Source organism: Pseudomonas sp. PB105, assembly GCF_009764655.1.
GTDB classification, from domain to species: domain Bacteria; phylum Pseudomonadota; class Gammaproteobacteria; order Pseudomonadales; family Pseudomonadaceae; genus Aquipseudomonas; species Aquipseudomonas cyclaminis.
In genome coordinates this window covers 19,047-42,002 of sequence record NZ_RWIO01000044.1, presented here as the reverse complement: position 1 = coordinate 42,002, position 22,956 = coordinate 19,047, and the positions used below count along the sequence as shown (strand labels likewise).

At 62.3% G+C, this 22,956-nt stretch carries 22 protein-coding genes and 1 pseudogene; 14 read left to right on the top strand and 9 right to left on the bottom strand.

Features of this window, described 5'->3' with window-relative positions:
- Window positions 1–125: 125 nt before the first annotated feature.
- On the top strand, window positions 126–332 hold the full coding sequence (locus EJD88_RS11615; protein WP_099586894.1) for a PLD nuclease N-terminal domain-containing protein: 207 nt from the start codon (window positions 126–128) through the stop codon (window positions 330–332).
- A gap of 63 nt (window positions 333–395) precedes the next feature.
- Here EJD88_RS11615 and EJD88_RS11610 read toward each other — a convergent pair whose 3' ends face one another.
- Window positions 396–956, bottom strand: a complete 561-nt coding sequence (locus EJD88_RS11610) for a type 1 glutamine amidotransferase domain-containing protein (protein WP_158878010.1) — start codon at window positions 954–956, stop codon at window positions 396–398.
- Between the two features lie 316 nt (window positions 957–1,272).
- Here EJD88_RS11610 and EJD88_RS11605 point away from each other — a divergent pair, with 316 nt between their 5' ends.
- Together EJD88_RS11605 and EJD88_RS11600 are read left to right on the top strand one after the other, a co-directional pair.
- Complete coding sequence (locus EJD88_RS11605; RefSeq protein WP_158878009.1) at window positions 1,273–1,704, top strand: DNA methylase; 432 nt, start codon at window positions 1,273–1,275, stop codon at window positions 1,702–1,704.
- Window positions 1,701–2,438 carry a DUF72 domain-containing protein gene (locus EJD88_RS11600; RefSeq protein WP_158878008.1) on the top strand — a complete coding sequence of 246 codons (738 nt, stop codon included), beginning with the start codon at window positions 1,701–1,703 and terminating at the stop codon, window positions 2,436–2,438. Before EJD88_RS11605 ends, EJD88_RS11600 begins: the two co-directional genes overlap by 4 nt.
- On the opposite strand, the gene EJD88_RS11595 is transcribed toward EJD88_RS11600, so the two are convergent.
- Window positions 2,403–3,188: a DeoR/GlpR family DNA-binding transcription regulator gene (locus EJD88_RS11595; RefSeq protein WP_158878007.1), complete on the bottom strand. Its 786-nt coding sequence runs from the start codon at window positions 3,186–3,188 to the stop codon at window positions 2,403–2,405. The genes EJD88_RS11600 and EJD88_RS11595 overlap by 36 nt on opposite strands.
- A gap of 59 nt (window positions 3,189–3,247) precedes the next feature.
- On the opposite strand from EJD88_RS11595, the pseudogene EJD88_RS27210 reads away from it, so the two are divergent.
- Window positions 3,248–3,373, top strand: a pseudogene (locus EJD88_RS27210) (L-lactate dehydrogenase); the annotation flags it as partial.
- A gap of 192 nt (window positions 3,374–3,565) precedes the next feature.
- On the opposite strand, the gene EJD88_RS11590 reads toward EJD88_RS27210, so the two are convergent.
- Window positions 3,566–4,492, bottom strand: a complete 927-nt coding sequence (locus tag EJD88_RS11590; RefSeq protein WP_158878006.1) for an alpha/beta hydrolase — start codon at window positions 4,490–4,492, stop codon at window positions 3,566–3,568.
- 143 nt (window positions 4,493–4,635) lie between these two features.
- Between EJD88_RS11590 and EJD88_RS11585 the strand changes: the two genes are divergently transcribed.
- From EJD88_RS11585 to EJD88_RS11565, 5 genes are all read left to right on the top strand, one after another.
- Window positions 4,636–5,223 (top strand): NUDIX domain-containing protein, encoded by a 588-nt coding sequence (locus tag EJD88_RS11585; protein WP_158878005.1) that lies wholly within the window; start codon window positions 4,636–4,638, stop codon window positions 5,221–5,223.
- 87 nt (window positions 5,224–5,310) lie between these two features.
- On the top strand, window positions 5,311–5,901 hold the full coding sequence (locus EJD88_RS11580; RefSeq protein WP_158878004.1) for an antibiotic biosynthesis monooxygenase: 591 nt from the start codon (window positions 5,311–5,313) through the stop codon (window positions 5,899–5,901).
- A complete protein-coding gene (locus EJD88_RS11575; RefSeq protein ID WP_158878003.1) occupies window positions 5,898–7,736 on the top strand; it encodes an amidohydrolase in 1,839 nt (612 codons plus the stop codon). The genes EJD88_RS11580 and EJD88_RS11575 overlap by 4 nt, the downstream gene beginning before the upstream one ends.
- A 21-nt stretch (window positions 7,737–7,757) precedes the next feature.
- Window positions 7,758–8,375 (top strand): isochorismate family cysteine hydrolase YcaC, encoded by a 618-nt coding sequence (gene ycaC / locus EJD88_RS11570; protein ID WP_095015792.1) that lies wholly within the window; start codon window positions 7,758–7,760, stop codon window positions 8,373–8,375.
- Between the two features lie 180 nt (window positions 8,376–8,555).
- A complete protein-coding gene (locus EJD88_RS11565; RefSeq protein WP_099586886.1) occupies window positions 8,556–9,437 on the top strand; it encodes a LysR family transcriptional regulator in 882 nt (293 codons plus the stop codon).
- Here the strand turns inward: EJD88_RS11565 and EJD88_RS11560 are convergent.
- Both EJD88_RS11560 and EJD88_RS11555 read right to left on the bottom strand, forming a co-directional pair.
- Window positions 9,424–10,461, bottom strand: coding sequence for an AraC family transcriptional regulator (locus EJD88_RS11560; protein ID WP_099586885.1), 1,038 nt, complete (start codon window positions 10,459–10,461; stop codon window positions 9,424–9,426). The two genes, EJD88_RS11565 and EJD88_RS11560, sit on opposite strands and share 14 nt — an antisense overlap.
- 1 nt (window position 10,462) lies before the next feature.
- Window positions 10,463–11,377, bottom strand: coding sequence for a GGDEF domain-containing protein (locus EJD88_RS11555; RefSeq protein WP_112195758.1), 915 nt, complete (start codon window positions 11,375–11,377; stop codon window positions 10,463–10,465).
- A 416-nt stretch (window positions 11,378–11,793) separates the two neighbouring features.
- Between EJD88_RS11555 and EJD88_RS11550 the strand changes: the two genes are divergently transcribed.
- From EJD88_RS11550 to EJD88_RS11530, 5 genes are all read left to right on the top strand, one after another.
- Window positions 11,794–14,307 (top strand): TonB-dependent receptor, encoded by a 2,514-nt coding sequence (locus EJD88_RS11550; RefSeq protein WP_158878002.1) that lies wholly within the window; start codon window positions 11,794–11,796, stop codon window positions 14,305–14,307.
- Between the two features lie 158 nt (window positions 14,308–14,465).
- Window positions 14,466–16,331, top strand: coding sequence for a phytase (locus EJD88_RS11545; protein WP_158878001.1), 1,866 nt, complete (start codon window positions 14,466–14,468; stop codon window positions 16,329–16,331).
- Window positions 16,332–16,377: 46 nt separating this feature from the next.
- Entirely contained in the window at window positions 16,378–17,070 is a 693-nt protein-coding gene (gene tolQ, locus EJD88_RS11540; protein ID WP_099586881.1) for a protein TolQ, read from the top strand.
- A 14-nt stretch (window positions 17,071–17,084) separates the two neighbouring features.
- Window positions 17,085–17,531 carry a protein TolR gene (tolR, locus tag EJD88_RS11535; RefSeq protein ID WP_158878000.1) on the top strand — a complete coding sequence of 149 codons (447 nt, stop codon included), beginning with the start codon at window positions 17,085–17,087 and terminating at the stop codon, window positions 17,529–17,531.
- Window positions 17,528–18,289, top strand: a complete 762-nt coding sequence (locus EJD88_RS11530; RefSeq protein ID WP_158877999.1) for an energy transducer TonB — start codon at window positions 17,528–17,530, stop codon at window positions 18,287–18,289. Before tolR ends, EJD88_RS11530 begins: the two co-directional genes overlap by 4 nt.
- A gap of 21 nt (window positions 18,290–18,310) precedes the next feature.
- On the opposite strand, the gene EJD88_RS11525 is transcribed toward EJD88_RS11530, so the two are convergent.
- Genes EJD88_RS11525 through EJD88_RS11510 form a run of 4 tightly spaced genes read right to left on the bottom strand, consistent with a single transcriptional unit; the run spans window position 18,311 to window position 22,759 of the window.
- Complete coding sequence (locus EJD88_RS11525) at window positions 18,311–19,258, bottom strand: D-isomer specific 2-hydroxyacid dehydrogenase family protein (RefSeq protein ID WP_158877998.1); 948 nt, start codon at window positions 19,256–19,258, stop codon at window positions 18,311–18,313.
- Window positions 19,255–20,433: an acyl-CoA dehydrogenase family protein gene (locus tag EJD88_RS11520; protein WP_158877997.1), complete on the bottom strand. Its 1,179-nt coding sequence runs from the start codon at window positions 20,431–20,433 to the stop codon at window positions 19,255–19,257. Before EJD88_RS11520 ends, EJD88_RS11525 begins: the two co-directional genes overlap by 4 nt.
- Complete coding sequence (locus tag EJD88_RS11515) at window positions 20,430–21,773, bottom strand: LLM class flavin-dependent oxidoreductase (RefSeq protein ID WP_158877996.1); 1,344 nt, start codon at window positions 21,771–21,773, stop codon at window positions 20,430–20,432. The genes EJD88_RS11520 and EJD88_RS11515 overlap by 4 nt, the downstream gene beginning before the upstream one ends.
- An 11-nt stretch (window positions 21,774–21,784) precedes the next feature.
- Complete coding sequence (locus tag EJD88_RS11510) at window positions 21,785–22,759, bottom strand: ABC transporter substrate-binding protein (RefSeq protein ID WP_099586875.1); 975 nt, start codon at window positions 22,757–22,759, stop codon at window positions 21,785–21,787.
- Between the last annotated feature and the right edge of the window lie 197 nt (window positions 22,760–22,956).

The following is a 22,956-nucleotide window of genomic DNA, read 5'->3' as shown; positions in this document are numbered from 1 at the left end:
GCGACGGACAGATGCTGACGACTCGGCATGTGCCGCAATTACTGGGCGAGAGCGCACTGGTGTAATTCCGATGGAACCCTTGGCGCGAATGCTTGACCTAACCCATAGACCTCAGGAGGTGAATCATGGAAATGCATTATGTCTGGATCGGTTTGGCGGTGATTCTGCTGCTCTTGGAACTGTGGGCGATCAATGTCGTATTACGCAGCACCAGTGGCTGGGAGACCAAGGGGTTGTGGCTGGTCATTCTGATCTTTGTGCCGTTGTTGGGCCTGATTGCGTGGGCGATGTTCGGACCCAAGCGCGAGATGCCGGAACACCGCAAGAGCTGATGCTTTAAGCGATCAGCAAACAGGCGCCCCGCGGGGCGCCTGTTTACGTTCAGACGACGATTATCAGCCGGCCAATGCCGTGGCAATTGCTTCATTGAACGCCGGCAGATCGTCCGGGGTCCGGGAGGTGATCAAGGTCCAGCCATTGGCGTTGCATTGCTTGACCTCGGCGTCGACCCAACCGGCGGCGCCGGCGTTTTCCAGGTCGATGCGTACGCTTTTATAGGAGGTCAGGGTCTTGCCTGTGATCACGCCCGCGTCGATCAGCGTCCAGGGCCCGTGACAGATGGCCGCAATGGTCTTGCCGGCGTCGGCGAAGCTCTTGATCAAGCGCAGCGCCGCTGCGTCCTGGCGCAGGGTGTCGGCGTTGACGGTGCCGCCAGGGATCACCAGCGCATCAAAATCACTGCTCTGGACATCCGACAGTTGCACGTCGGATTCCACGGTCCTGTCCTTTTCGGTATCGCCGACAAACGTCTGGGTGGTGCCACCCTTGCTGGATGCATGGGTCACCGTCGCGCCAAAACCGCGCAGCGCATCCAGCGGCTTGAGCAACTCGTCGCGCTCGATGCCGGTGTTGGAGGTGATGATGAGGATTTTCTTGCCGTTGAGTTGCGCGCTCATGGTCGATTGTCTCCTGAGTAGAAGGGTTGTGGCCGGTGGATTCCTGGCCCTTTCAACGTTGCAGATACCTGACTGTTGAGGGCGCGCCTGGGCGAAAGGTTTAAATTTTTTTGCGTCGATTTCTGCGCGGCAATTTCCTTGAACTATCAAAACACCCAGGGCTCTGCTTCACAAAGGAGGCGACTTTTCGTACTCCCACCATTGCCTGGAGAGATACCGTGGCCGCTCGTAAAACTCTCGACCGTCTCAGTTCGCAAGATGTCCGCACATGCGCAGACCCAGCCGTCAAGGCTGAGCGCAAACCGGGTCAATAATCATGGCACGCGCCATTACCGCCTCTGAATTGGGGATCGAACTCAAGCCTGACGACGACAGCGGCTTGTTCAAGTGGTTTATCGCCAGTTTCCTGATGGGCAAGCGCATCCAGGCACCCATCGCGGCACAGGCCTACAGGGAGATTGTGCAAGAGCAGGGGCGCGACACCGCGCGCAAGTTGCAGCACTGTACGTCGCGGGAGTTGGTGGCAATGCTGGGGCGTGCCCATTACGTTCGCTACGACGAATCCACTGCGCAGCGCCTGCTGGACCTCAGCGCGAAACTGAACGCCGAGTATGCCGGCAAGATCACCCACATCCGCCGCGCCAGCGCCGACCGTCAGGCGTTTGAAAAACGCTTGGCCGAGTTCGATGGCGTAGGCCCCAAGACTATCGAGATTTTCATGCGCGACGCGGCGGCGGTGCTGTTTTGACGGCATCGTTGTACGTCGGTTGTGCCGGTTGGAGCTTACCGCGTGAGCACTGGCCGGCGTTCAGTGATGAGGGCACGCATCTGCAGCGTTACGCCTCACGCTTTAACGCGGTGGAGATCAACAGCTCGTTCTATCGCCCGCACCTGCCGAAAACCTATGCACGTTGGGGCGAGTCCGTGCCGCCCGGGTTTCGTTTTTCGCTGAAGATGCCCAAGCGCATTACCCACGAGTTGCGCCTGCGCCAGTGTGAAACGGCGCTTGAGGAATTTCTCGAACAATGCGCGCCATTGGGGGAGCGCCTCGGCTGCCTGCTGGTGCAACTGCCTCCCTCATTGAGCTATGAGCCCTCCAGTGCCAGCGCATTTTTCATGGCTGTTCGCCGATGTTTTGCCGGCAATGTGGTGCTTGAACCGCGCCACGCCAGTTGGCTGGCGGCCGAGGCGATGTTGCAGGATTTGCACATCGGGCGAGTGGCCGCCGATCCACCTGTGATCGACGCCACGCCGACCTGCGCGGGCTGGCAAGGCGTGCGCTATTGGCGACTGCATGGGTCACCGCGCATTTATCACAGTGCCTATGGCCCGGAGCGTTTACGCGAGTTCGCGCGACACCTTGACCGGTCGGTCGCGGACGGCATCCCAACCTGGTGCATTTTCGATAACACCGCCAGCGGTCATGCCGTCGCCGACGCCCTGTACCTACTCGACCTCAACCCGCAACACCTCCAGCCCTAACTGCTCATACGCCTCCATATTTGGCACGTGCCATTCGGTAATCAGCGTGTGAATCCGACTGCAGGGCGCCACTACGAACGGCTCCACCGCACCGAGTTTGTCCGCCATGGTCACGGCGACAACCTGGGAAGCGCTGTCGAGCAAGGCTTGCTTGACCACCACTTCATCAAAATGCACCGAACTGATGCCCGCCTGCGGATGCAGCGCGCATACGCCGGTGAACAACAGGTCGGCCTTGATGCTCTGGATCAGGCGCACGGCCTCGTGCCCACCGGTGGACAGCGTGGCCGGGTTGAGTTGGCCGCCGGCCAGAATCACTTTTACATGGGGATGATCGGCCAAGGCGATGGCGATCATCGGTGACGCCGTGACCACCGTCAGGTGGATCGCCCGCGGCAATGACTGGGCGATCTGTAGCGTGGTCGAGCCGGAGTCGAACAGCACAATCTGGCCGTCTTCCACTCGGCCAGCCGCCCATTGCGCGAGTTGGCGTTTGGCATCATTGGTCTCGCCGACCCGCGTGAAAAAATCTTTGCCTGTGTCTTTGGGCCGGGGCAGGGCGCCGCCGTGCACGCGCTGCAGCAGGCCGGCGGCAGCCAGTTCGCCGAGGTCGCGGCGGATGGTGTCCTGGGACACGGCAAAGTGCTCCACCAGTTCCGAGGCGGTGACTTTGCCGTCACGTTCCAGCAGCAACAGGATTTTCTGCTTGCGCAGGGAGGGCAAGTCGATGGGGTGATGGGTGTCGTGCATGTTTGTGCGCTTTTATGCGGGTTTATGCGAGATTAATCGCCCGCCCCTATAAACGCAATACCAAGGCACTTGACATCATTGCCCGTGAATTGGACGTGTCGATGGCGCTGTGTGGCTATAACGATATACGCGATGTGAACCGTGGGATTTTGCTGGCGGGGACCTTTCCAGAACTCATTGCCTGAGCAAATAAATCGTAAAAATACGAAAAGAGTTGTCCACGAAAACCGTGGGTATCTCTGTGGATAACTTTGCAAGACCCCAGCGGGTATGGCGATTTGGCCCACGGTCAATATTTGATCAACTTTCAGCGAGGCCCAGTATGGGCAGGGTTGGCGCTTGACAGCCAAGCGCCAACCCAGTGCCGAAAAGCGCTTTTATGAGTCGCCGTCGCGCCCTGTGGAGTGCGTGACAACCTGGGGTGGCATCCTGGCCTGCATCAGGTTGTCGAGTGCCTGGCGATAACTGCGACCGGCCAGGCTCATGCTGTTGTTATGGCTGGCGCCCGGCACCAACAACAGCCGCTTGGGCTCCTGGGCGGCTTCAAACAGTTGCTGGCTGAAGCGCGGCGGCACGTAGCGGTCGTCCAGGCCATGCACCACCAGCAATGGCATATGGATGTCGGCGATCTTGTCGATGGAATCAAATTTCTGCGACAGCAACCAGCGCACCGGCAATGACGTGTTGGCCACCGCCGTGGCGACGTCCGCGAGGGAGGTGAAGGTGGACTCGATCACCAGGCCGCGCACCGGCAGCGGCGTTTGCTTGCCCAGCTCGGCGGCCAGGTCGATGGCGACCGCGCCCCCGAGGGAATGCCCGTAGATCAGGCGCTTGCTCGGGTCAGGTTGCAGCAGCTGGAAGCGCTCCCAGGCGATGCGCGCGTCTTGGTACACCGTGGTTTCCGACGGCAGCTCGCCGTGGCTTTGGCCAAAGCCGCGATAGTCGATGGCCAGCACTGAATAACCGAGTGCATGTAATTGCTCGATGCGAAACAACTGCCCGGTGAGGTTCCAGCGCACGCCGTGCAGGTAGAGGATCGCGGGCGCGTCCTTCTTGTCCGCCGGGTACCACCAGCCATGAATGTTTTGCCCGGACTTGAAGCTGGCGGGCTTGAGTTCGAATTCCTGCACCGCCTTGGGCAAGCCGCTGTACCAACTGGCGGTGCCCGGCTCGATGCGAAACACCAGCTCGCGCTCCTTGTGTTGCAGCACGCTGCAGCCCACCGGCAGGCCAATGATCAACAGCGCCATGCACAGCATGGGCAACCAGCGCAGGCTCAGGCGCGACATAAAACGAGAGGGCATGAAGGTTCCAGGGCAAAGGTGAAGCAGCGTTTTTAACAGATGGCCTGCACAAGCAGGCATTAATTCGACGGCCGCGCATAGCGATTGCTTGCAAAGTGTTACAGCGCTGACAATGGCTTCCTTCTTTGAGCCAAGGACCGACCATGGACAACAGCCCCGTGCGCATCACCGCCGAAGAGACTCTCTCGGACAACTGGTACCTGCTGAAAAAATACAGCTTCGACCTGCGCCGCCGCGACGGCAGTTGGCAAGCCCAGACCCGCGAGGTCTACGACCGTGGCAATGGCGCGACCATCCTGCTGTACAACCGCGTGCAACGTAGCGTGTTGCTGATTCGCCAATTCCGCATGCCCACCTTCGTCAATGACTACCACGGTTACCTGATCGAAGCGGCGGCAGGGCTGCTGGACAATGCCAGCCCCGAAGAGCGCATTCGCCTGGAAGCCGAGGAAGAGACCGGCTACCGCGTCGGGCAGGTGGAGAAGGTCTATGCGGCGTTCATGAGCCCTGGCTCGGTCACCGAGCGGATTCATTTTTTCATCGGCGAATACCAGCCAGGAGATCGTGTGAGTGGCGGCGGTGGCCTGGAAGAGGAGGGCGAGGACATCGAGGTGCTGGAACTGGGCTTCGAACGGGCCCTGGCAATGGTGCAGAGCGGCGAGATAGCCGACGGCAAGACCATCATGCTGTTGCAGCACCTGGAGTTGCGCATGTTGAAACAAGGCTGGTGACCTAAACAGCACGTACATCCAATTTTCCGTCCCCTGTCCCCGGCACACTCCCCTCATCGCTGACATTTCAAGGCAGAGGGGCACACCATGGACCCAGCACCACAGACGGGGCCCGACGAAGTCGTCACCCTGGTCGTCAAACACCTGATCAAGCAAGGCCAGGAAGCCGATTACGAAGCCTGGCTGCGCCGCATCGTGCGCATCGCTGGCGAGCGCCCGGGGCACTTGGGTGTCGACGTGGTACGCAGCAAACAGAACAACCTGGCGCTGTTCACCTGCGTTTTGCGCTACCGCTCCACCGATGACCTGGAAACCTGGCTAGACTCCCCCGAGCGCAAGGCCCTGATCGCCGAAGCCGCGCCGATGCTGGCCGACGGCGACAAGACCGAGATCGGTGCGGTCAACGAATTCTGGTTCGCGCCCCTGGCCGACAGCGCCGCCAAGCCGCCGCGCTGGAAACAGGCAGTGGTCACCCTGTTTGTGATTCTGCCGCTGACCCTGCTGGTACCCATCGTGTGGGGCCCGATCCTGCGCCTGCACCCGTTCCTCTCCAACTATGTGGTCGCCACGTTCCTGGTCACCCTGACCATCGTGCTGCTGGTGGTGTACCTGCTGATGCCGGCGGCCACCCGCCTGTTCGCCCCCTGGCTTGAAGCCTCTGTAAAGGAAACCCTATGAACGCCGATCTGATTCTGTTCAATGGCCAGTTCCACACCGTGGACCGGGAAAACCCACGCGCAACCGCCGTCGCCATCCATCAGGGCCGTTTCGTCGCCGTTGGCACCGACGGTGAAGCCATGGCCCTGCGTGGCAGCGGTACCCAGGTCATCGACCTCAAGGGCCGCACCGTGATTCCCGGCCTTAACGACTCGCACCTGCACCTGATCCGTGGCGGGCTGAACTACAACCTCGAACTGCGCTGGGAAGGCGTGCCGTCCCTGGCCGATGCCCTGCGCATGCTCAAGGACCAGGCCGACCGCACGCCGACGCCGCAATGGGTGCGCGTGGTGGGTGGCTGGAACGAATTCCAGTTCGCCGAAAAACGCATGCCAACCCTGGAAGAGCTCAACCAGGCTGCGCCGGACACCCCGGTGTTTGTACTGCACCTGTACGACCGCGCCTTGCTTAACCGCGCCGCCCTGCGCGTGGCCGGCTACACCAAGGACACGCCGAACCCGCCGGGCGGCGAGATCGTACGCGACAGCCACGGCAACCCCACCGGCATGCTGGTGGCGCGGCCCAACGCGATGATTCTGTATTCGACCCTGGCCAAAGGCCCGAAACTGCCGTTGGAATACCAGGTCAACTCCACGCGCCAGTTCATGCGTGAACTCAATCGCCTCGGTCTCACCAGCGCGATCGACGCCGGCGGTGGCTTCCAGAACTATCCCGATGACTATGCGGTGATCGAGCAACTGGCCAAGGATGAACAGCTGACGGTGCGCATCGCCTACAACCTGTTCACCCAAAAGCCCAAGGAAGAACTCAGCGACTTCAAGCATTGGACCGGCAGCGTCACCCTGCACCAGGGCGACGACTACCTGCGCCACAACGGCGCGGGCGAGATGCTGGTGTTCTCGGCGGCGGATTTCGAAGACTTCCTGGAGCCGCGTCCGGACCTGCCGCTGACCATGGAGCAGGAGCTTGAGCCGGTGGTGCGCCACTTGGTGGAGCAGCGCTGGCCGTTCCGCCTGCATGCCACCTACGACGAGTCGATCTCGCGCATGCTCGACGTGTTCGAAAAGGTCAACCGCGACATCCCATTCAATGGCCTGCCGTGGTTCTTCGACCACGCCGAAACCATCACCCCGAAAAACATCGAGCGTGTGCGCGCCCTGGGCGGCGGCATTGCGATCCAGGACCGCATGGCGTTCCAGGGTGAGTATTTTGTCGAGCGCTACGGCGCCAAGGCCGCCGAAGCCACGCCACCGATCAAGCGCATGCTTGCCGAAGGCGTGCCGGTAGGGGCGGGCACTGACGCCACGCGGGTGTCCAGCTATAACCCGTGGACTTCGTTGTACTGGATGGTCAGCGGCCGCACCGTCGGTGGTCTGGAGCTGCACGCCGAAGGCCTGCCGCGTCTCACTGCCCTGGAACTGTTCACCCACGGCAGCGCCTGGTTCTCGTCCGAGCAGGGCAAGAAAGGCCAGATCAAGATCGGCCAATTGGCGGACGTCGCCGCGCTGTCGGCGGATTTTTTCAGTGTCGATGAAGAAGCCATCAAGTGGATCGAGTCGGTGCTCACCGTAGTCGGCGGCAAGGTGGTGTACGGCGCCGGCGACTTCGAAGATTTCGCCCCGCCGCGTGTGCCGGTGCTGCCGGACTGGTCGCCGGTGGTCAAGGTGCCGGGTCACTGGCGTCCGACTTCACCGCTCCAGGCCCAGGTTCACCAATGCAGCGGTCCTTGCGGCGTGCATTCCCACAGCCATGAAAAAGCCCGTCTTTCCAGTGTGCCGGTCAGCGACTTCCAGGGTTTCTGGGGTGCGTTTGGCTGCTCGTGTTTTGCCTTTTAAAACCCCCGAAGGAGTTAACCCATGACTTACAAACGCTTGAACAAAGATGATGCCGTTGTCCTGTTGGTCGATCACCAGACGGGCCTGATCTCCCTGGTCCAGGATTTCTCCCCCAACGAATTCAAGAACAACGTGCTGGCCCTGGCCGACGTGGCCAAGTTCTTCAACCTGCCGACCATCCTCACCACCAGCTTTGAAAGCGGCCCCAACGGTCCGCTGGTACCTGAGTTGAAAGAACTGTTCCCGGACGCGCCGTACATCCCGCGTCCAGGCCAGATCAACGCCTGGGACAACGAAGACTTCGTCAAAGCCGTCAAGGCCACCGGCCGCAAGCAGATCATCATTGCCGGTGTGGTGACGGACGTGTGCGTAGCGTTCCCGACCTTGTGCGCCCTTGATGAAGGCTTCGAGGTATTCGTGGTCACCGATGCTTCCGGCACCTTCAACGAAACCGTGCAACAGGCCGCTTGGGCACGCATGACTGCCGCCGGTGCGCAGCTGGTGAACTGGTTCTCCGTGGCCTGCGAGCTGCAAGTGGACTGGCGCAACGACATGGAAGGCCTGGCCAACCTGCTGTCGCCGCGTATCCCCAACTATCGCAACCTGATGAACAGCTACTCGGCATTCACTACCAAGTAACCTGCTCTCAAGCCTGTAGATAATCCCTTGTGGGAGGGGGCTTGCCCCCGATTGCGGTGTGTCAGTCTGAATATTTTTGACTGATCCACTGCTATCGGGGGCAAGCCCCCTCCCACATTTGATTTGTGGTGTTGCGACCATCCAGTTATAAATCAGCTCATCGTCCACCGAGAAGCGACAATGAACCCCTTCGAAGACATGCGCCTGTTCTGTCAGGTCATGGAATCCGGCAGCTTCACCGCCGCCGCCGAACAACTGGGCCTGTCCAAGCAGTTCGTCAGCCGCCGCCTGATCCAGCTGGAAGATCGCCTCGGCGTGCGTCTGCTCAACCGCTCCACGCGCCGGCTGGATGTCACGCCGCTCGGCCAGAGCTACTACGAATCCGCTTTGCGCCTGCTCGGTGAAGTCGAGCAAGTGGAGCAGGGCATCGCCGGCCAGAACAGCGAGCCGCGGGGCACCATTCGCCTCAGCGCGCCGTTGTCATTTGCCATGGCTCACCTGGGTTGCCTGTTGCCGTTGTTCTTGCAGCGCCATCCCCAAGTGTCGGTGGAAGTCGACCTCAGCGACCGCCCCGTGGACCTGATCGGTGAAGGCTACGACCTGGTGCTGCGGATCGGCACCCTGGAAGATTCCACTCTGATCGCCCGCCGTATCGCCAGCATCCAGCGGGTGTATTGCGCCAGCCCCGACTACCTGGCCCTGCGCGGCACTCCCGTGCAACCCGACGACCTGGCTCAACACGACTGCCTGCCTTACGGCCACGGCCGCCAGGTGCAATGGCGTTTCAAGGGCAAAGTGCAGGCGCTGAACGTCAGCGGCCGCATGCGGGTCAACAACGGTGAACTGTTACGCGACACGGCCATTGCCGGCCTGGGCGTCACCTACTTGCCGACTTTTATCGTCGGCGGCGCCTTGAAGGACGGTAGCCTGGTCACGATTCTCGACGACTTTGCCCCCGAAGCCCTGACCCTGTCGGCGGTGTATCCCCAGCATCGACAAAGCTCACGGCCGGTGCAGGCGCTGGTGGAGTTCCTGCGCGAGCGCCTGGCTAGCGGCTGTTGAACAATTGGCGGATCAGGCTCGGCGTACTGCCGGTCCAGCGCTTGAATGAGCGCCGAAAGTTCGCCGCATCATTGAAGTTCAGGTACGCCGCCACTTCATCATTGCTGTAGCCCTTGACCTGGTACAGGTGCAGCGCCACCTGCTTGCGCACCCGGTCCACTTGCTGCTGAAAGCCAGTGTCGTGTTTGTGCAGCTTGCGCTTGAGGGTCGCCGGGCTCATGGCAAAGGCCTGGGCCGCCTGTTCCAGGCTCGGCGGCTGACGCACCTGCTCGCGCAGGTAGTCGTAGAGGCAATCGAGAAAACTGCCGGCAAATCCCAGTTGTTCGATCTGTTCCCGGGCCTGTCGGCGCGCAACCTGGCCGGCGGTGGCCGAAGCCCCCGGCCAGGCGCGTGTGAGGTGCTCGCGGGGGATGCACATCATGTCCAGTGGGCGCTCGAAGCGCGTGTCTTCGCCCAGGTGCACCCAATACTGTTCGACGTACCGCGGTTCGGCATGGCTGAAGCTGCACACCCACGGCAAGCGCTCGCCGCTGAGCCATTGGCTCATGGCAACCAGCGACGTCATGCTCGCCTCCAGCAAAAACCGCCACTGCTCGCCGGCCCCGCAACTGTCCAGCCAATACAGGTAGGCGTGGTGCTCATCCAGCTCCAGTTGCAGGGTGACCAAGGGGCTGAGCAGCACCTGTTGCTGAATCAGGATCTCCAGCGCCTGATGCAGATTCTGGGCATGGCCCAAGGCATGGCTGGCCGCACCGTAATAGCCGGGCAGCAAGCGTTGGCCGAACAGAAAGCTGCTGTCATCGGCATCCAGTAGCTTGCGACTGTTACCGATCAGCGCCAGGAATTGTTGCGGGCTCAAGCGCGCCGTGCCGGCGAGGATATCCTCGTGGAACAGCCCGGTGCCGCGCAGCAATCGGTGGCTGTCGATGTCACGGGACAGGGCCAGGTCGATCAGCGTGGCGGGTTGGTTGTGTCCTGGGATGAAGCGGCTGTCGGCCTCATACCAGTTGGTTTTTACCGCCATCTCAGGCGCTTTTCGCGAGAGGCTGCTTGGCCCTGGCCAGCGCCAGGTTCAGGCGCTTGAGCAGGTCCTGGGGCGGCTCGTCGAGGGCCATCACCACCGCCGTCGTCGCGCACAATTGCAGGCGTTCGCCCTGTTGCCGGGTCTTGTGGGCGAGGCCACGCACGGCGTGCTGCAACTCCAGGGCAAGTTCCTTGGCCTGGCGTTCGCCGGTATTGGGCAGCAGCACCACAAAGCGGTCGCCGGCCAGTCGACACAGCAAATCCTGACGACGCAGGTTGAGCAACAACAGATGGCTGAGGGCCTGGAGCACCGCGTCGCCCTCGGCATGCCCATAGGCCTGGTTGATGGCGGCGAAGTGATCCAGGTCCAACGCCAGCAACGACAGCGGTTGCTGCTGTTCGCGGCTGTCCTGCAGGCTGTCGGCGAGTTGGCGCTTGAGGTAATCGGCACCGGCCAGGGGCGTGAGCTTGTCGAACAGGCGATGTTCGCGGAACAGCCGTTCGCGTTTTTCCATCTGCGCGCTGATTGCCAGTTGTTCGCGGTGCCAATGGTAGATGCCGATGGTCAGCAGGATCATGCCCACCGGCATCGGCCCGGATTCGAGCCAGTGGTCCCAGGTGATGCTGTCGGGCAGGCGGATGAACTCGTCAAGGCTGTCGATCCACCACGAGAAAAAGATGCACGACAGCCCCAACGCCAGGTAATTGGTGACGCGCCCGGCGGGCCGGCTTTTGAGCACCAGGCCCAGCCACACCAGGGCGAGCAGGGCGGAACCGCCTTCGCCGATGATGTCCAGCCAAACCCACTCGCTGACGCTTTTCAATTCGCCACAGGCCAGGTGCAGGATCAGCCCGAGGTTGGCGGCGATCAGCAGCAAGGCGAGTTTCCAGCGGTGGGGTTTGAGCACGGAAAACATGGCCGCGAGTCCTTGGGGAAATAAGCGATGGGCGCCAGCACAGCAGATGGATGTGACCGTTGGATGACGGTGGAGGAGGGTCGAATCAGCTCATCTCACCTACGCCGCAAATTGAAAAATGTGGGAGGGGGCTTGCTGTGATGAGGGGGCTTGCCCCCCGACGGGTTCACTGAGGATCCTCTGGGTCTGCTTCGCAGACCAGCGCGGGGCAAGCCCGCTCACCACAGCAAGCCCCCTCCCACATTTGAACTCCACAGGTCATTTCAGCTCATTCCAAGTCGAGAGCCCGGTGAAACCCCCGGTTTACGGGCCCCGCCGCCAACCCCTGTCACAGAACCGTCATCCCCCACCCCTAGCTTGCCCTCCCAGTTGCCGGGCCACTTGCCTGGCGCCAACGGATTCTTGGGGAGGATTTCATGTACAAGCGCACCGGGCTCGTCAGCTTCACGCTCACCGCCTTGGCCCTGGCGATTGCCAGCGAACGGTTGAATGCGGCCGAGGCCACCACCACCGAGCACGTTGAAGTGGTCGGCCAGGCCGCCGCCATTGATCAGGCGCTCAAAGAGCAGCGCAGCTCTGACAGCATCAAGAGCGTGGTGCATGCCGATGGCGTGGCCCAGTTGCCGGATGAAAACGTCGCCGAAGCGGTACAGCGTTTGCCCGGTATCAGCGTCGAGCGCGACCAGGGCGAAGGCCGTTTTGTCAGCGTGCGTGGCCTTGGCCCGGACCTCAACAGCGTAACCATCAACGGCACCCTGGTGCCCGCCCCGGAAAGCGCACGCCGCGCCGTGGCCCTCGATGTATTGCCGTCGGAACTGGTGCAATCGCTGTCGGTGATCAAGACCCTCACCCCGGACATGGACGCCAACTCCCTCGGCGGCACCGTCGATGTGCAAAGCCTGTCGGCCTTCGACCACAAAGGCCTGTTCTACACCGGCAGTACCGAAGCCAGCTACGACAAGAATACGAGCCAGACCAGCCCCAAATTTTCCGGTGCCGCGAGCAATCGCTTCAGCCTCGGCGACGGCATCGACAACTTCGGCGTCGCTGCGGCCCTGAGCTGGCAGAAGCGCGACTTCGGCTCGGACAACGTCGAAACCGGCGGCGCCTGGGACTTCACCGACGGCGCCAAACTCAACGAGTTTGAACAGCGCGACTACGACATCAGTCGCGAACGCGCCGGCGGTGGCCTGAACTTTGACTACAAGCCCGATGATCTGAGCAGCTACTACCTGCGCACCCTCTACAGCCGCTACAAGGACACCGAGACCCGCAACTCCACCAGCCTCGAATTTGCCGACCCCCAGGCCGCCGGTGAACTGGGTGATGCCGAAGCCAAGCGCAAGCTCAAGAACCGCGAGGAAACCCAGGAAATCCAGTCCTATGTGTTCGGCGGCGAGCGCATGCTCGGCCTGTGGACCCTCAGCGGCCAGACCGGCTACAGCCAGTCCAGCGAGGACAGCCCAGCGCATATCGCCGGGGCCACGTTCGACGGCGGCGACTTTGCCAACAGCGGGTTCTACGACAAGGACAAGCCACGCCCGATCATCGGTGCGGGCTTCTATGACCCCAGCAACTTCACTCTCGACAAGGTCGACTGGGAAAAACAGAACACCAAGGACACCGAGAAAAACCTGCGCCTGGACCTGGCCCGCGACTACGACCTGAGCGGCTACGCCTCCCAGGTCAAATTCGGCGGCAAGGTCAGCCGCCGTAACAAGGACAACGACCTGGAGGCCTGGGTCTACAAGGACTTCGACACCCTCGGCTACACCGCCGACCAGCTCAACCTGACCCAGTTCCAGAAGGGCAGCGTCGACTATCGCCTCGGTAACTACGGCCCCGGCATCAGCGCCAGGAGCATCAAGCAGTTGATCGGCAGCCTCAACGCGGCGGACTTCTATGACGAGACCGAATCCAGGGTCAACGACTTCACCATTCGTGAAGACATCAACGCCGGCTACCTGATGAACACCATCGATATCGACGACTGGCGCTTTATCGCCGGGCTGCGCTACGAGGGTACCGAGTTCGAAGCCAAGGGCACCGGCGCCACCGATGGCGTGTTCACTGCCACCGAGACCAAGCGCCAGTACCACCACTGGTTGCCGGGCCTGCATGCGCGCTACCAGATCGACAAGAACACCCAGGTGCGTGCGGCGTGGACCAAATCCGTGGTGCGCCCGACCTTCGGCCAGCTGGCGCCGGGCTTTGTGATCGACGATGACGAAGCCACCTTCGGCAACCCGGACCTCAAGCCCCTGGAGTCGAGCAACCTGGACCTGGGCATCGAGCACTTCATGGGCCGCGCCGGCACCGTGTCGGCGTTCGTGTTCTACAAAGACATCAAGAACTTCGTCTACAACACCGACGTGGCCGGCACCGGCGCCTGGGCCAACTTCTCCGAGGCCCACACCTATGCCAACGGCGACAGCGCCAAGCTCTACGGCCTGGAACTGGCCTATTCGCAGAAATTCGACTGGCTGCCCGCGCCGTGGAACGGTCTGCTGATCGGTGCCAACAGCACCTTCAGCCGTTCCAGTGCGGATATCGAAGGCTTCGACGCCGCCAGCGGCACGAATCGCAAACGCAACATCAGCCTGCCCAATCAGTCGGACACCGTCGGCAACCTGATGCTCGGCTGGGAAGACGACAAACTCAGCCTGCGCCTGTCGGCCAACTACAAGTCGGCCTACCTCTATGAATTGGCCTCGATCAACGACAAAGCCCACGACCTGCATGTGGATGCGCAGACCTTCGTCGATTTCAGTGCGCGTTACTCGCTGACCAAGAACCTGCAAGTCAGCTTCGAGGCCCAGAACCTCACGGACGAGTCGTACTTCGTCTACACCGGCCACCGCAGCTACAACGGCCAGTACGAAGAGTACGGCCCGACCTACAAAGTGGGCCTGACCTTTACCCACTTTTGAATCCAACCACTTTCCAAATGTGGGAGGGGGCTTGCCCCCGATAGCGGTGGATCAGTGAAAGATTGATCAACTGACACACCCTCATCGGGGGCAAGTCGAATCGTCGCACCGCCCCTCCCACATTGGATCTCCACTGTTTTCGAAGGATTTGCTTGTTCATGAGAATTTCCAAGCTGTACTTGCTGATCGCCCTGATCACCAGCGGCACTGCATTCGCCACCGATCTGGCCTTGAGTCCGTGGGCGCCGTTCTTGAACGCCGAAGCCGTGGCCTTCCTGCCCACTGGCGCCGAACGCCTGGCCGCCAGCACCCGCGACGGCCTGCAACTGCTCGACGCCAAAGGCGCTGAACTGACCCGCGTCACAGGCAACTTCAGCAGCCTCGATACCCGCGCTGGCGGTGCCCAAATCCTGGTCGCCAGTCTCGACAATGATCGGCAACAAGCGCTGCTGATCAACCTCGATCCCGCCAGCAAGACCTGGGGCAAGCCGCTGTACCTGCCGCCCCGCGATTACCCGGTGAACGGCCTGTGCCTGTACCGCGATTCGGCGGCCAACCTGTTTGTGTTTCTGGTCGGCGAAGAGGGCAAGGGCGAGCAATGGCTGGTGGGCAATGGCTCGACACTGCTGACCGAACCCCAGCGCGTGCGCGGGATCCCGTTGCCGCCGTCGGCGCAGTTCTGCCAGGTCGATGACGCTTCCAATCAGTTGGTGGTGAATGAAGAAAATGTCGGCTGGTGGGCCTACCCCGCGCACCCGGAAGCAGACGTGAAACGCATGCCGGTGGCCGTGTTCGACGATCCGAAGCGTGAAGCCGGCGCCATCGCACTAGTACCGGGCGGCCTGGTTGCGTTGGACCCGAAAACCGCACAGCTGCATCTGTTCCAACAGACCGGCGAACATTGGGTCGAGCAATCGAGCCTGCGCCTGCCAGGTTTGAAAGAACCGGAGCAATTGAGCGTCAACGGCCAGCAACTGCTGGTACGCGACGACGACAGCGGCAAGCTCTACCAGGGCAAACTCAACTGGCAGGCCAAACCGGTAGCAGCCGAGCCGGCGCTGCCGCAAGTGGCCGCCGTGCGTCAAACCGACCCGGTCGGCCGCCAGGGCGATGCGGCGGATGACCCGGCGATCTGGATTCACCCCCAGACCCCGGCCAAAAGCCGCGTACTGGGTACCAACAAAAAGCAGGGCCTGCTGGCCTACGACCTCGATGGCAAGCTGCTGCAGGAACTGGCAGTCGGGCGCCTGAACAACGTCGATGTACGCCCCAACTTCAAGCTGGGTGCGCAGACTGTGGACCTCGCCGTCGCCAGCAATCGTGATCACAACAGCCTCAGCCTGTTCAGCATCGACCGCCAGAGCGGCGAGTTGCGCGAGGCCGGTGAAGTGCCCACGCCGCTCAAGGACATCTACGGCATCTGCCTGTACCAGCCCGCCAGCGGCGAGATCTATGCCATCGCCAACGGAAAGGACGGCACCTTTCTGCAATACCTTCTCAGCGCCCCGGACGGCCGCGTGCAGGGTGAGTTGGTGCGCCAGTTCAAGGTCGACAGCCAACCCGAAGGCTGTGTGGCCGACGATCAGCGCCAGCGCCTGTTTATTGGTGAGGAGGACGTGGGCGTCTGGGCGGTGGACGCCCGCGCTGATCAACCGGCCATGCTCACCAGCGTGATCAAGGTCGGCCCGCAACTGCATGCGGATGTCGAAGGCCTCGCGCTGTACCAGAGCGATAAACGCGACTATTTGGTGATCTCCAGCCAAGGCAACGACAGCTACCTAGTGGTGGATGCCGAGCCGCCATTCGCCATTCACGGCGGGTTTCGTGTCGGTCTGAATGCCGCCGCCGGTATTGACGGCGCCTCGGAAACCGATGGCCTGGAAGTCACCGCGATCAACCTTGGCGGGCCGTGGAGCCAAGGCATGCTGGTGGTGCAGGACGGGCGCAAGCGCATGCCCGAGCAAACCCAGAACTTCAAATTCGTGCCGTGGGCCGACGTGACCCGCGCGCTGAAGTTGCCGTGAACCGTCATCACCCGGTCATCACTTTTTAATCGAATAGGACATCACCATGCACGCGACGATGGAACATATGACGATCTGGGGCCTTATCAGTGACGCCAGCCTGTTGGTCAAGGCGGTCATGATCACTTTACTGCTGGCGTCGCTGCTCAGTTGGTACCTGATCATCCAGCGCGGCAGCGTCCTGCGCCGCCTGGAGCGCCAGTTGAACGGCTTTGTGCAGCGCTTTCGCGCGGCCCCCGACTTACAACCGCTGTACCGCGAAACCGTGCAGGCAGGCGAGGGCGGGATTGCGCCGATCTTTATCGCCGGCGTCCAGGAATACCAGCACCTGCACAGCCATGACCCGGCGGTGCTCGAAGGGGTTGAGCGTGCCTTGCAGGTGGCGATCACCGAGCAGGAAATCGAGTTGGAAAAGGGCCTGCAGTTTCTCGCGACCGTGGGTTCGGTCAGCCCGTATATCGGTTTGTTTGGCACAGTGTGGGGGATCATGAATTCCTTTATCGGCTTGTCCCAGGTGCAACAGGCCACGCTGTCGACGGTGGCGCCGGGTATTGCCGAAGCGCTGATCGCCACGGCCATCGGCCTGTTTGCAGCCATCCCGGCGGTGATCGCCTACAACCGCTTCGCCGCACGCGGCCAGACCTTGCTTACTCGCTACTACGCCTTCGGCAACGAACTGCAAGTGCGCCTGCACCGTACCCTGCGCGGCGCGCCGATCAACCTGGCCGTAGCGGCCTGAACAGGAGCATCCCCATGTTAGTCAGGCCGCAGCGCAAACACGGGCCCAAGGCCGAAATGAACGTGGTGCCGTACATCGACGTGATGCTGGTGCTGCTGGTGATCTTCATGGTGACCGCGCCGATGCTGACCCAGGGCGTGAAGATCGACCTGCCCAAGGTCGCCGCCGAGGCGCTGACCACCGATACCCGCCAGCAGATCCTGACGCTGTCGGTAAAAGCCGACGGCGGCTACTACTGGAACCTCGGCGGCGAGCTCGACACCCGCCACCAGACCGACAGCGCCGTGAGCCTGGACGAAATGGGCGCCAAGGTCATGCAGGTGGTAGCGGCGCGCAGTGACACCCAGGTGTATATCCGCGCCGACGACAATGCCGGCTACGGCAGTGTGGTCGCTGCCATGGCGGTGTTGCAAAAAGGCGGTGTGAGCAACCTGGGGCTGGTGACCGAGGCCCCGCAATGACGGCGATGATCATGCACAGTCCACAGCTTGCGATGGAACCCAGGGATACGTCCGGCGTGTGGCGCAACAGCTTCGCCGCCAGCCTGGCGGTGGCGCTGCACGCGGGCGTGCTGGCGGCGTTGATGGTGGGTTGGTCGACGCAAAAGCCGCTGGTGGAGGCGCCTCGGGTGATGCACACCCAGTTGGTCATGCTGCCGCCTGCGCCGGAGCCAGAACCGGTGGCCGTTGCACCCGCGCCGCCAGAGCCGGTAGTGGTCCCGGCGCCGGTCAAGCCTGCGGTGGACCCACAAATCCAGGCAAAAAAGCTGGAGAAAGCCGCCTTGGCGCGTAAACGTGTCGAAGAAAAGAAGGTCGAGCAACAACAGGAACGCCTGGCGAGCGAGCAACGCAACCGCGAGCTGGAACAGCAACGCGTGGCCCAGGAGCGCCAGGCCGCCGAAAAAGCCCGCGTCGCAACACCCACCCCAGCAGCGGCACCGGCTTTTGACAGCCGCCAATACCAGCCTCTGAGCAAGGAAGCACCGGACTACCCCGAGCGCGCCCTGGACAAGAACATCGAAGGCGATTGCACCCTGGAGTACAGCGTCAACACCGAGGGCCGCGTGGAAAATCCCAGGGTGCTGGACGGCTGCCATCCGTTGTTCATGCGGCCGTCACTGACGGCGGCGAACACCTTCCGCTATCAGCCAAGAATCGTTGATGGCAAGGCTGTTGCGGTGCCGGCGGTGCGCAACACGTTCCACTACCGCATCAAATAACACCAACATTTTTAAACTGCGTCAGGCGTTAACGAGATTTGCCAGTTCGGTACCCGAAATGTAGCGCTCCAGATTCGCCAAAAACGTATCGGCAATTTCATTGCGGCTATTGGTCGAAATCGCCGACGTATGCGGCGACAACCTCACCCTTGGATGGCTGTACAACGGGTGCCCATCCGGCAACGGTTCCGGCTCGGTCACGTCCAGCGATGCCAGGCCGATCTGCCCGTTGTCCAGTGCTTCCAGCAGCGCCTCCTGATCAAGCAGGCCACCCCGCGCAATGTTGATTAAATGCAGCCCCGGCTTGGCGCTGCCCAACACGTCGCGGTCGACGATGTTGCGCGTCGCATCGGTCAGCGGCGCCGCCAGCACCAGGTGGTCGGCGCGGGCGAACAGGTCGTGGATGTCCCTTGCCGCTTCAACCCCGTCGACCCCGAACGGCGTCGGGCTCTGGCGCAGCGCCACCACGTTGATCCCCAACGCGTGGGCCTTCTGCGCCAGGCTTTCACCAATCGCACCAAAGCCGAGGATGCCCAAAGTGGTGCCCTTGAGTGGACGCAGCGCGGTGAAATTCCACTGTGAGTCTTTCACCCAGATGTCCGGCAAGTGCTTGGACGCGGCAAAGATCGCCGCCAGGGCGAACTCGGCGAGGTTGTCGGCGGCGCTGCCACGGGAGGTCGTCACCGGCGGGCCATTGAACAGCCACTGCGGGTAGAAATCGATCCCCGACGACACCAGGTGCACCCATTTCGCGGCGTACGGCCAGCCTGGGGGCGGGATGTCCGGGGCGGTGTAGCCGCGCACATTGATCGGGCGCAGCAGCAGGATGTTCGCGTGGGGCGGCAGGTCGCTGGGGACGCCGATGGGGACGTCGATCACCTGGGCGTCGGGGTGCAGCGGCGCCAGGCGTTCGCGGATCACTTGATTGAAATCTTCGCCCAGTTGGCTGGCGATAATCACCTGAGTCATGTGCGTTCCTTCTGGCGTTGGGCGAACACGGCCTTGCCGACACCTTGCAGCACGGCGTCGTTCTGCGGGGTGTGGACGCGGCTGCACAGCACGTCGCGGTAGTGCCGTTGCAGGGGGCTGTGGCGTGACAGGCCGGGGTTGCCCGAGGCTTCGATGGCCAGCTCTACCGCACGGATGGCGTTGTTGGTGACCAGGTACTTCAACTGTGCGGCATTGGCCGCCGGGGTGTGGCCGTCGGCGGCGGCGTCGAGCAGGCTGCGGTTGGCAAACAGCAGGGTGTCGATATGCCCGACGGTTTCCTGGAAGCGCGGCAAGGTCGACAACGCGGCGCCGAGGTTGGAGGGCTGGCGCGCTTGCAGCCAGTTCACCAGCCAGTCCCGCGCGGCCTGGGCCACGGCGTCGTACACCGACGACAGCAACACCGCCATCCACAGGAATCCGTCGGCGTCCAGCTCCGGCTGCGGTGCGCTCCAGGGGCTGACACTGACGGCGTGGTCCAGCGGCACCAGCACGTTGTCGAGTACCACTTCGTGACTGCAGGTGGCACGCATGCCCAGGTGATCCCAGGTGTCGATAATGGTCACGCCGGGGCTGTCCTTGGGCACCAGCCACGCGCCCACCAGCGGGTCGGCGTCATCACTGCGCGCCCACACGCTGAACCAGCTCAGGCCGTGGCTGCCGGTGGAGTAGAGCTTGCGCCCGCTGATGCGCCAGCCTTCGGCGGTGCGCACGGCGGTGGTCGCCGGCAGGCCGCCACGGGCCGGGGTACCGAGGTCGGGCTCGACGCGCAGGGCGTTGATCAGCGCGCCGTTGCGCACCGCGTCTTCGGCGACTTTCACACGCAGATGCGGGGGCCAGGTTTTGCTGTCTTGCAGGCGTGTGTGTTGCAGGTAGTGCATCACCAGGATCAGCGCAGTGGACGGCTCGCCCTTGGCAATCGCACTGATCGCCTTGCGCGCCTGGGCCAGGCTGGCACCGCCGCCGCCCAGCGCCTTGGGCACGGTGAGGGCGACCAGGCCGTGTTCCTGCAATCGTTGGAAGTTGGCGTGGGGGAAGGCGCCGCTGTCGTCGTACTGCGGCGCAGTACTGGCCAGCTCGGTGGTGAGGCGTTCGAGCAGGGCTTCGAAGTTGGCGACTTCCACGGAGCGTAGGCGACCGTTGAGGGATTCGCTCATGCCAGCGCCTCTTGCGGTTCTTCCACCTCGACGCTGTAACGGTTGGCCGGCACGCCCAGGCCCAGGTTATCGCGCAGGGTGTGGCCGCTGTACTCGGTGCGGAACAGCCCGCGCTGTTGCAGCACCGGTACCACCAGCTCGGTGAAGAACTGCAAGCCATCCGGCAGCACCGAGTTGACGATGAAACCATCGCTGGCGCCGGTCTCGAACCAGGTCTGGATCGCATCGGCGACCTGCTCCGGGGTGCCGACAAAATCCCGCTTGGGCCGCGAGAAGCGCAGGGCCACTTCGCGCAGGGTCAAGCCCTCGTCGCGGGCCAGTTGCTTGATGCGGTCGGACCCGCCTTTTTGGCTGTTGGAGCCCAGGTCGCCGAGTTCCGGGAAGGGCTCGTCCAGCGGGTATTGACTGAAATCGTGGTCGTTGAACGGACGACCGAGGGCGACGATGGCGTCTTCCACGGTGACCAGGTCCACGGCTTGCTGGTAGCGGCTTTCCACTTCGGCGGCATCGCGCCCGACAATCGGGCGGATGCCCGGCAGGATCGACAGGCTGTCGGTATCGCGGCCAAAGCCTTTGGCCCGGCGCTTGAGGTCCTGGGAGTAGGCCAGGCCTTCTTCGATGCTTTCCACATGCACAAAGATCGCATCGGAATGTTCGGCGGCGAAGTTACGCCCGTCTTCCGAGGTGCCGGCCTGGAAAATCGCCGGCTGGCCCTGGCGTGAACGTGCAATGTTGAGCGGCCCCTTGACCGAGAAAAACTCACCCTTGTGGTTCAGCGCATGCAGCTTGTCCGGGGTGAAAAACTCGCCGCTTTGCTTGTTGTAGGCAAAGGCATCGTCCTCCCAGGAATCCCACAGGCCCTTGACCACGTTCAGGTGTTCCTTGGCGATGCGGTAACGCACGGCATGCGGCGGATGCTCGGCCTTGCCGAAGTTGTCGGCGGTGCCGCTCAGCCACGAGGTGACCACGTTCCAGCCGGCGCGACCGCCGCTGATATGGTCCAGGGACGCGAACTGACGCGCCACTTGGTAGGGCTCGGTGTAGCTGACGGTCACGGTGGCGACCAGGCCGATATGGGTGGTCAGGGCCGCGAGGGCTGAAAGGATCGTCAGCGGCTCGAAACGGTTGAGGTAATGGGGGCTGGATTTGGCGTGGATATGCAGGCTGTCGGCGATGAACACGAAGTCGAATCTGGCGGCTTCGGCCAGTTCAGTCTGCTGCTTGTAGAAGCCGAAATCGGTACTGGCATTCGGTAGGGCCTGCGGGTGGCGCCATTCGCCCCAGCCGTGACCGACACCGTGGACCATTGCTCCCAATTTCAAATGACGTGGCTTGCTCATGTTCTGCTCCTTCAGCGCGAGGCTTGGTTGTTGGGGGCACGCTTGGCGTTAAAGCTCTTGTCGAAGCCCTGGGACACGTCGATGTGTTTGGTCAGCAGGCCTTCTTTTTGATAGGTGTCGGCGGTGGCTTGCAGGCCACTGATCACGCTGTCATCGATCAACACCGGGCTCAGGCGGGTTTCCTTGGCCACGGCCACATGCACCGCCAGTGGCAGGCCGGTGATTCTGGTCTGGGCGGCGGCGTATTCGTCGGGGTGCGTATTGGCCCAGGCGTAGGCGCGGTCGACACGGGCGACAAAGTCGTCGAGTTGTGTGCGTTTGTCGGCGATGGCCTGGCTGGTCGCCGCGAGATACAGGTGGTTGCTCAGCAGCGTGTTGCCGCTGGCGATGATTCGCGCCTGGCTTTGGGAGGTGACCACCGTGGTGTAAGGGTCCCAGGTCGCCCAGGCGTCAGCGGTGCCGTTGTCCAGCACCAGGCGCGATTCGGCAGGCAGCAGGAAGATGAACTGCACATCCTGGCTGGTCAGACCGGCAGTCGCCAATGCCTTGATCGCCAGGTAATGCCCGATGGAACCGCGGCCGGTGACGATTTTCTTGCCCTTGAGGTCGGCTGCCGTCTTGATTGGCGAGTCCTTGGGCACCAGCAGTGCGGTGGTATTGCGCCCTTCGGCGTGGATGATGCTGACCACTTTGAGCGACGCCCCGGCACCCAGCGCGAACACATAGGGCGCGTCGCCCAAGGCCCCGATATCCACCGCGCCGGCATTCAGGGCTTCGCCGAGGGGCGAGGCGGACGGGAACTCCGACCACTGGATGGTGTAGGGCACGTCTTTGGTTTCGCCGGAGGCTTCGAGCAGGGCCTTGATCGTCGATTTTTGATTGGCCACCCGCAGTGGTTGCAGGTCGGCGGCGTGGGCGGTGGTGGCGAGGCCAAGGGCCAGGGCGGTGCTCAGGAGCAGGTGTTTGAAGGGGGTGGGAAAGACCATGGGATGCAGGCTCCAGGCAGATCGTGAAAGGGTTCGGTTACCTCCGCCTGGAGAAGGGGTCGGTGAGGACTTCACGTTATTCCCATAAGAACTTGCTGTGAAGTTCTTTTTGGTTATAAGTTAATTATCAAATATATTAATTATATTTATTGTTATTATTCGGTTATTGCATTTATCAGGTGCCGTGCCCCAGAGCT

Excerpts from the sequence above, each read along its gene's own strand:
- ycaC (WP_095015792.1), top strand. The coding sequence starts at position 7,758 with ATGACTTACAAACGCTTGAACAAAGATGATGCCGTTGTCCTGTTGGTC.
- tolQ (WP_099586881.1), top strand. The coding sequence starts at position 16,378 with ATGCACGCGACGATGGAACATATGACGATCTGGGGCCTTATCAGTGAC.
- EJD88_RS11525 (WP_158877998.1), bottom strand. The coding sequence starts at position 19,258 with ATGACTCAGGTGATTATCGCCAGCCAACTGGGCGAAGATTTCAATCAA.
- EJD88_RS11605 (WP_158878009.1), top strand. The coding sequence starts at position 1,273 with ATGGCACGCGCCATTACCGCCTCTGAATTGGGGATCGAACTCAAGCCT.
- EJD88_RS11530 (WP_158877999.1), top strand. The coding sequence starts at position 17,528 with ATGACGGCGATGATCATGCACAGTCCACAGCTTGCGATGGAACCCAGG.
- EJD88_RS11560 (WP_099586885.1), bottom strand. The coding sequence starts at position 10,461 with ATGGCGGTAAAAACCAACTGGTATGAGGCCGACAGCCGCTTCATCCCA.
- EJD88_RS11550 (WP_158878002.1), top strand. The coding sequence starts at position 11,794 with ATGTACAAGCGCACCGGGCTCGTCAGCTTCACGCTCACCGCCTTGGCC.
- EJD88_RS11615 (WP_099586894.1), top strand. The coding sequence starts at position 126 with ATGGAAATGCATTATGTCTGGATCGGTTTGGCGGTGATTCTGCTGCTC.
- EJD88_RS11610 (WP_158878010.1), bottom strand. The coding sequence starts at position 956 with ATGAGCGCGCAACTCAACGGCAAGAAAATCCTCATCATCACCTCCAAC.
- EJD88_RS11555 (WP_112195758.1), bottom strand. The coding sequence starts at position 11,377 with ATGTTTTCCGTGCTCAAACCCCACCGCTGGAAACTCGCCTTGCTGCTG.
- EJD88_RS11510 (WP_099586875.1), bottom strand. The coding sequence starts at position 22,759 with ATGGTCTTTCCCACCCCCTTCAAACACCTGCTCCTGAGCACCGCCCTG.
- EJD88_RS11595 (WP_158878007.1), bottom strand. The coding sequence starts at position 3,188 with ATGCACGACACCCATCACCCCATCGACTTGCCCTCCCTGCGCAAGCAG.
- EJD88_RS11515 (WP_158877996.1), bottom strand. The coding sequence starts at position 21,773 with ATGAGCAAGCCACGTCATTTGAAATTGGGAGCAATGGTCCACGGTGTC.
- EJD88_RS11575 (WP_158878003.1), top strand. The coding sequence starts at position 5,898 with ATGAACGCCGATCTGATTCTGTTCAATGGCCAGTTCCACACCGTGGAC.
- EJD88_RS11565 (WP_099586886.1), top strand. The coding sequence starts at position 8,556 with ATGAACCCCTTCGAAGACATGCGCCTGTTCTGTCAGGTCATGGAATCC.
- tolR (WP_158878000.1), top strand. The coding sequence starts at position 17,085 with ATGTTAGTCAGGCCGCAGCGCAAACACGGGCCCAAGGCCGAAATGAAC.
- EJD88_RS11580 (WP_158878004.1), top strand. The coding sequence starts at position 5,311 with ATGGACCCAGCACCACAGACGGGGCCCGACGAAGTCGTCACCCTGGTC.
- EJD88_RS11585 (WP_158878005.1), top strand. The coding sequence starts at position 4,636 with ATGGACAACAGCCCCGTGCGCATCACCGCCGAAGAGACTCTCTCGGAC.
- EJD88_RS11545 (WP_158878001.1), top strand. The coding sequence starts at position 14,466 with ATGAGAATTTCCAAGCTGTACTTGCTGATCGCCCTGATCACCAGCGGC.
- EJD88_RS11590 (WP_158878006.1), bottom strand. The coding sequence starts at position 4,492 with ATGCCCTCTCGTTTTATGTCGCGCCTGAGCCTGCGCTGGTTGCCCATG.
- EJD88_RS11520 (WP_158877997.1), bottom strand. The coding sequence starts at position 20,433 with ATGAGCGAATCCCTCAACGGTCGCCTACGCTCCGTGGAAGTCGCCAAC.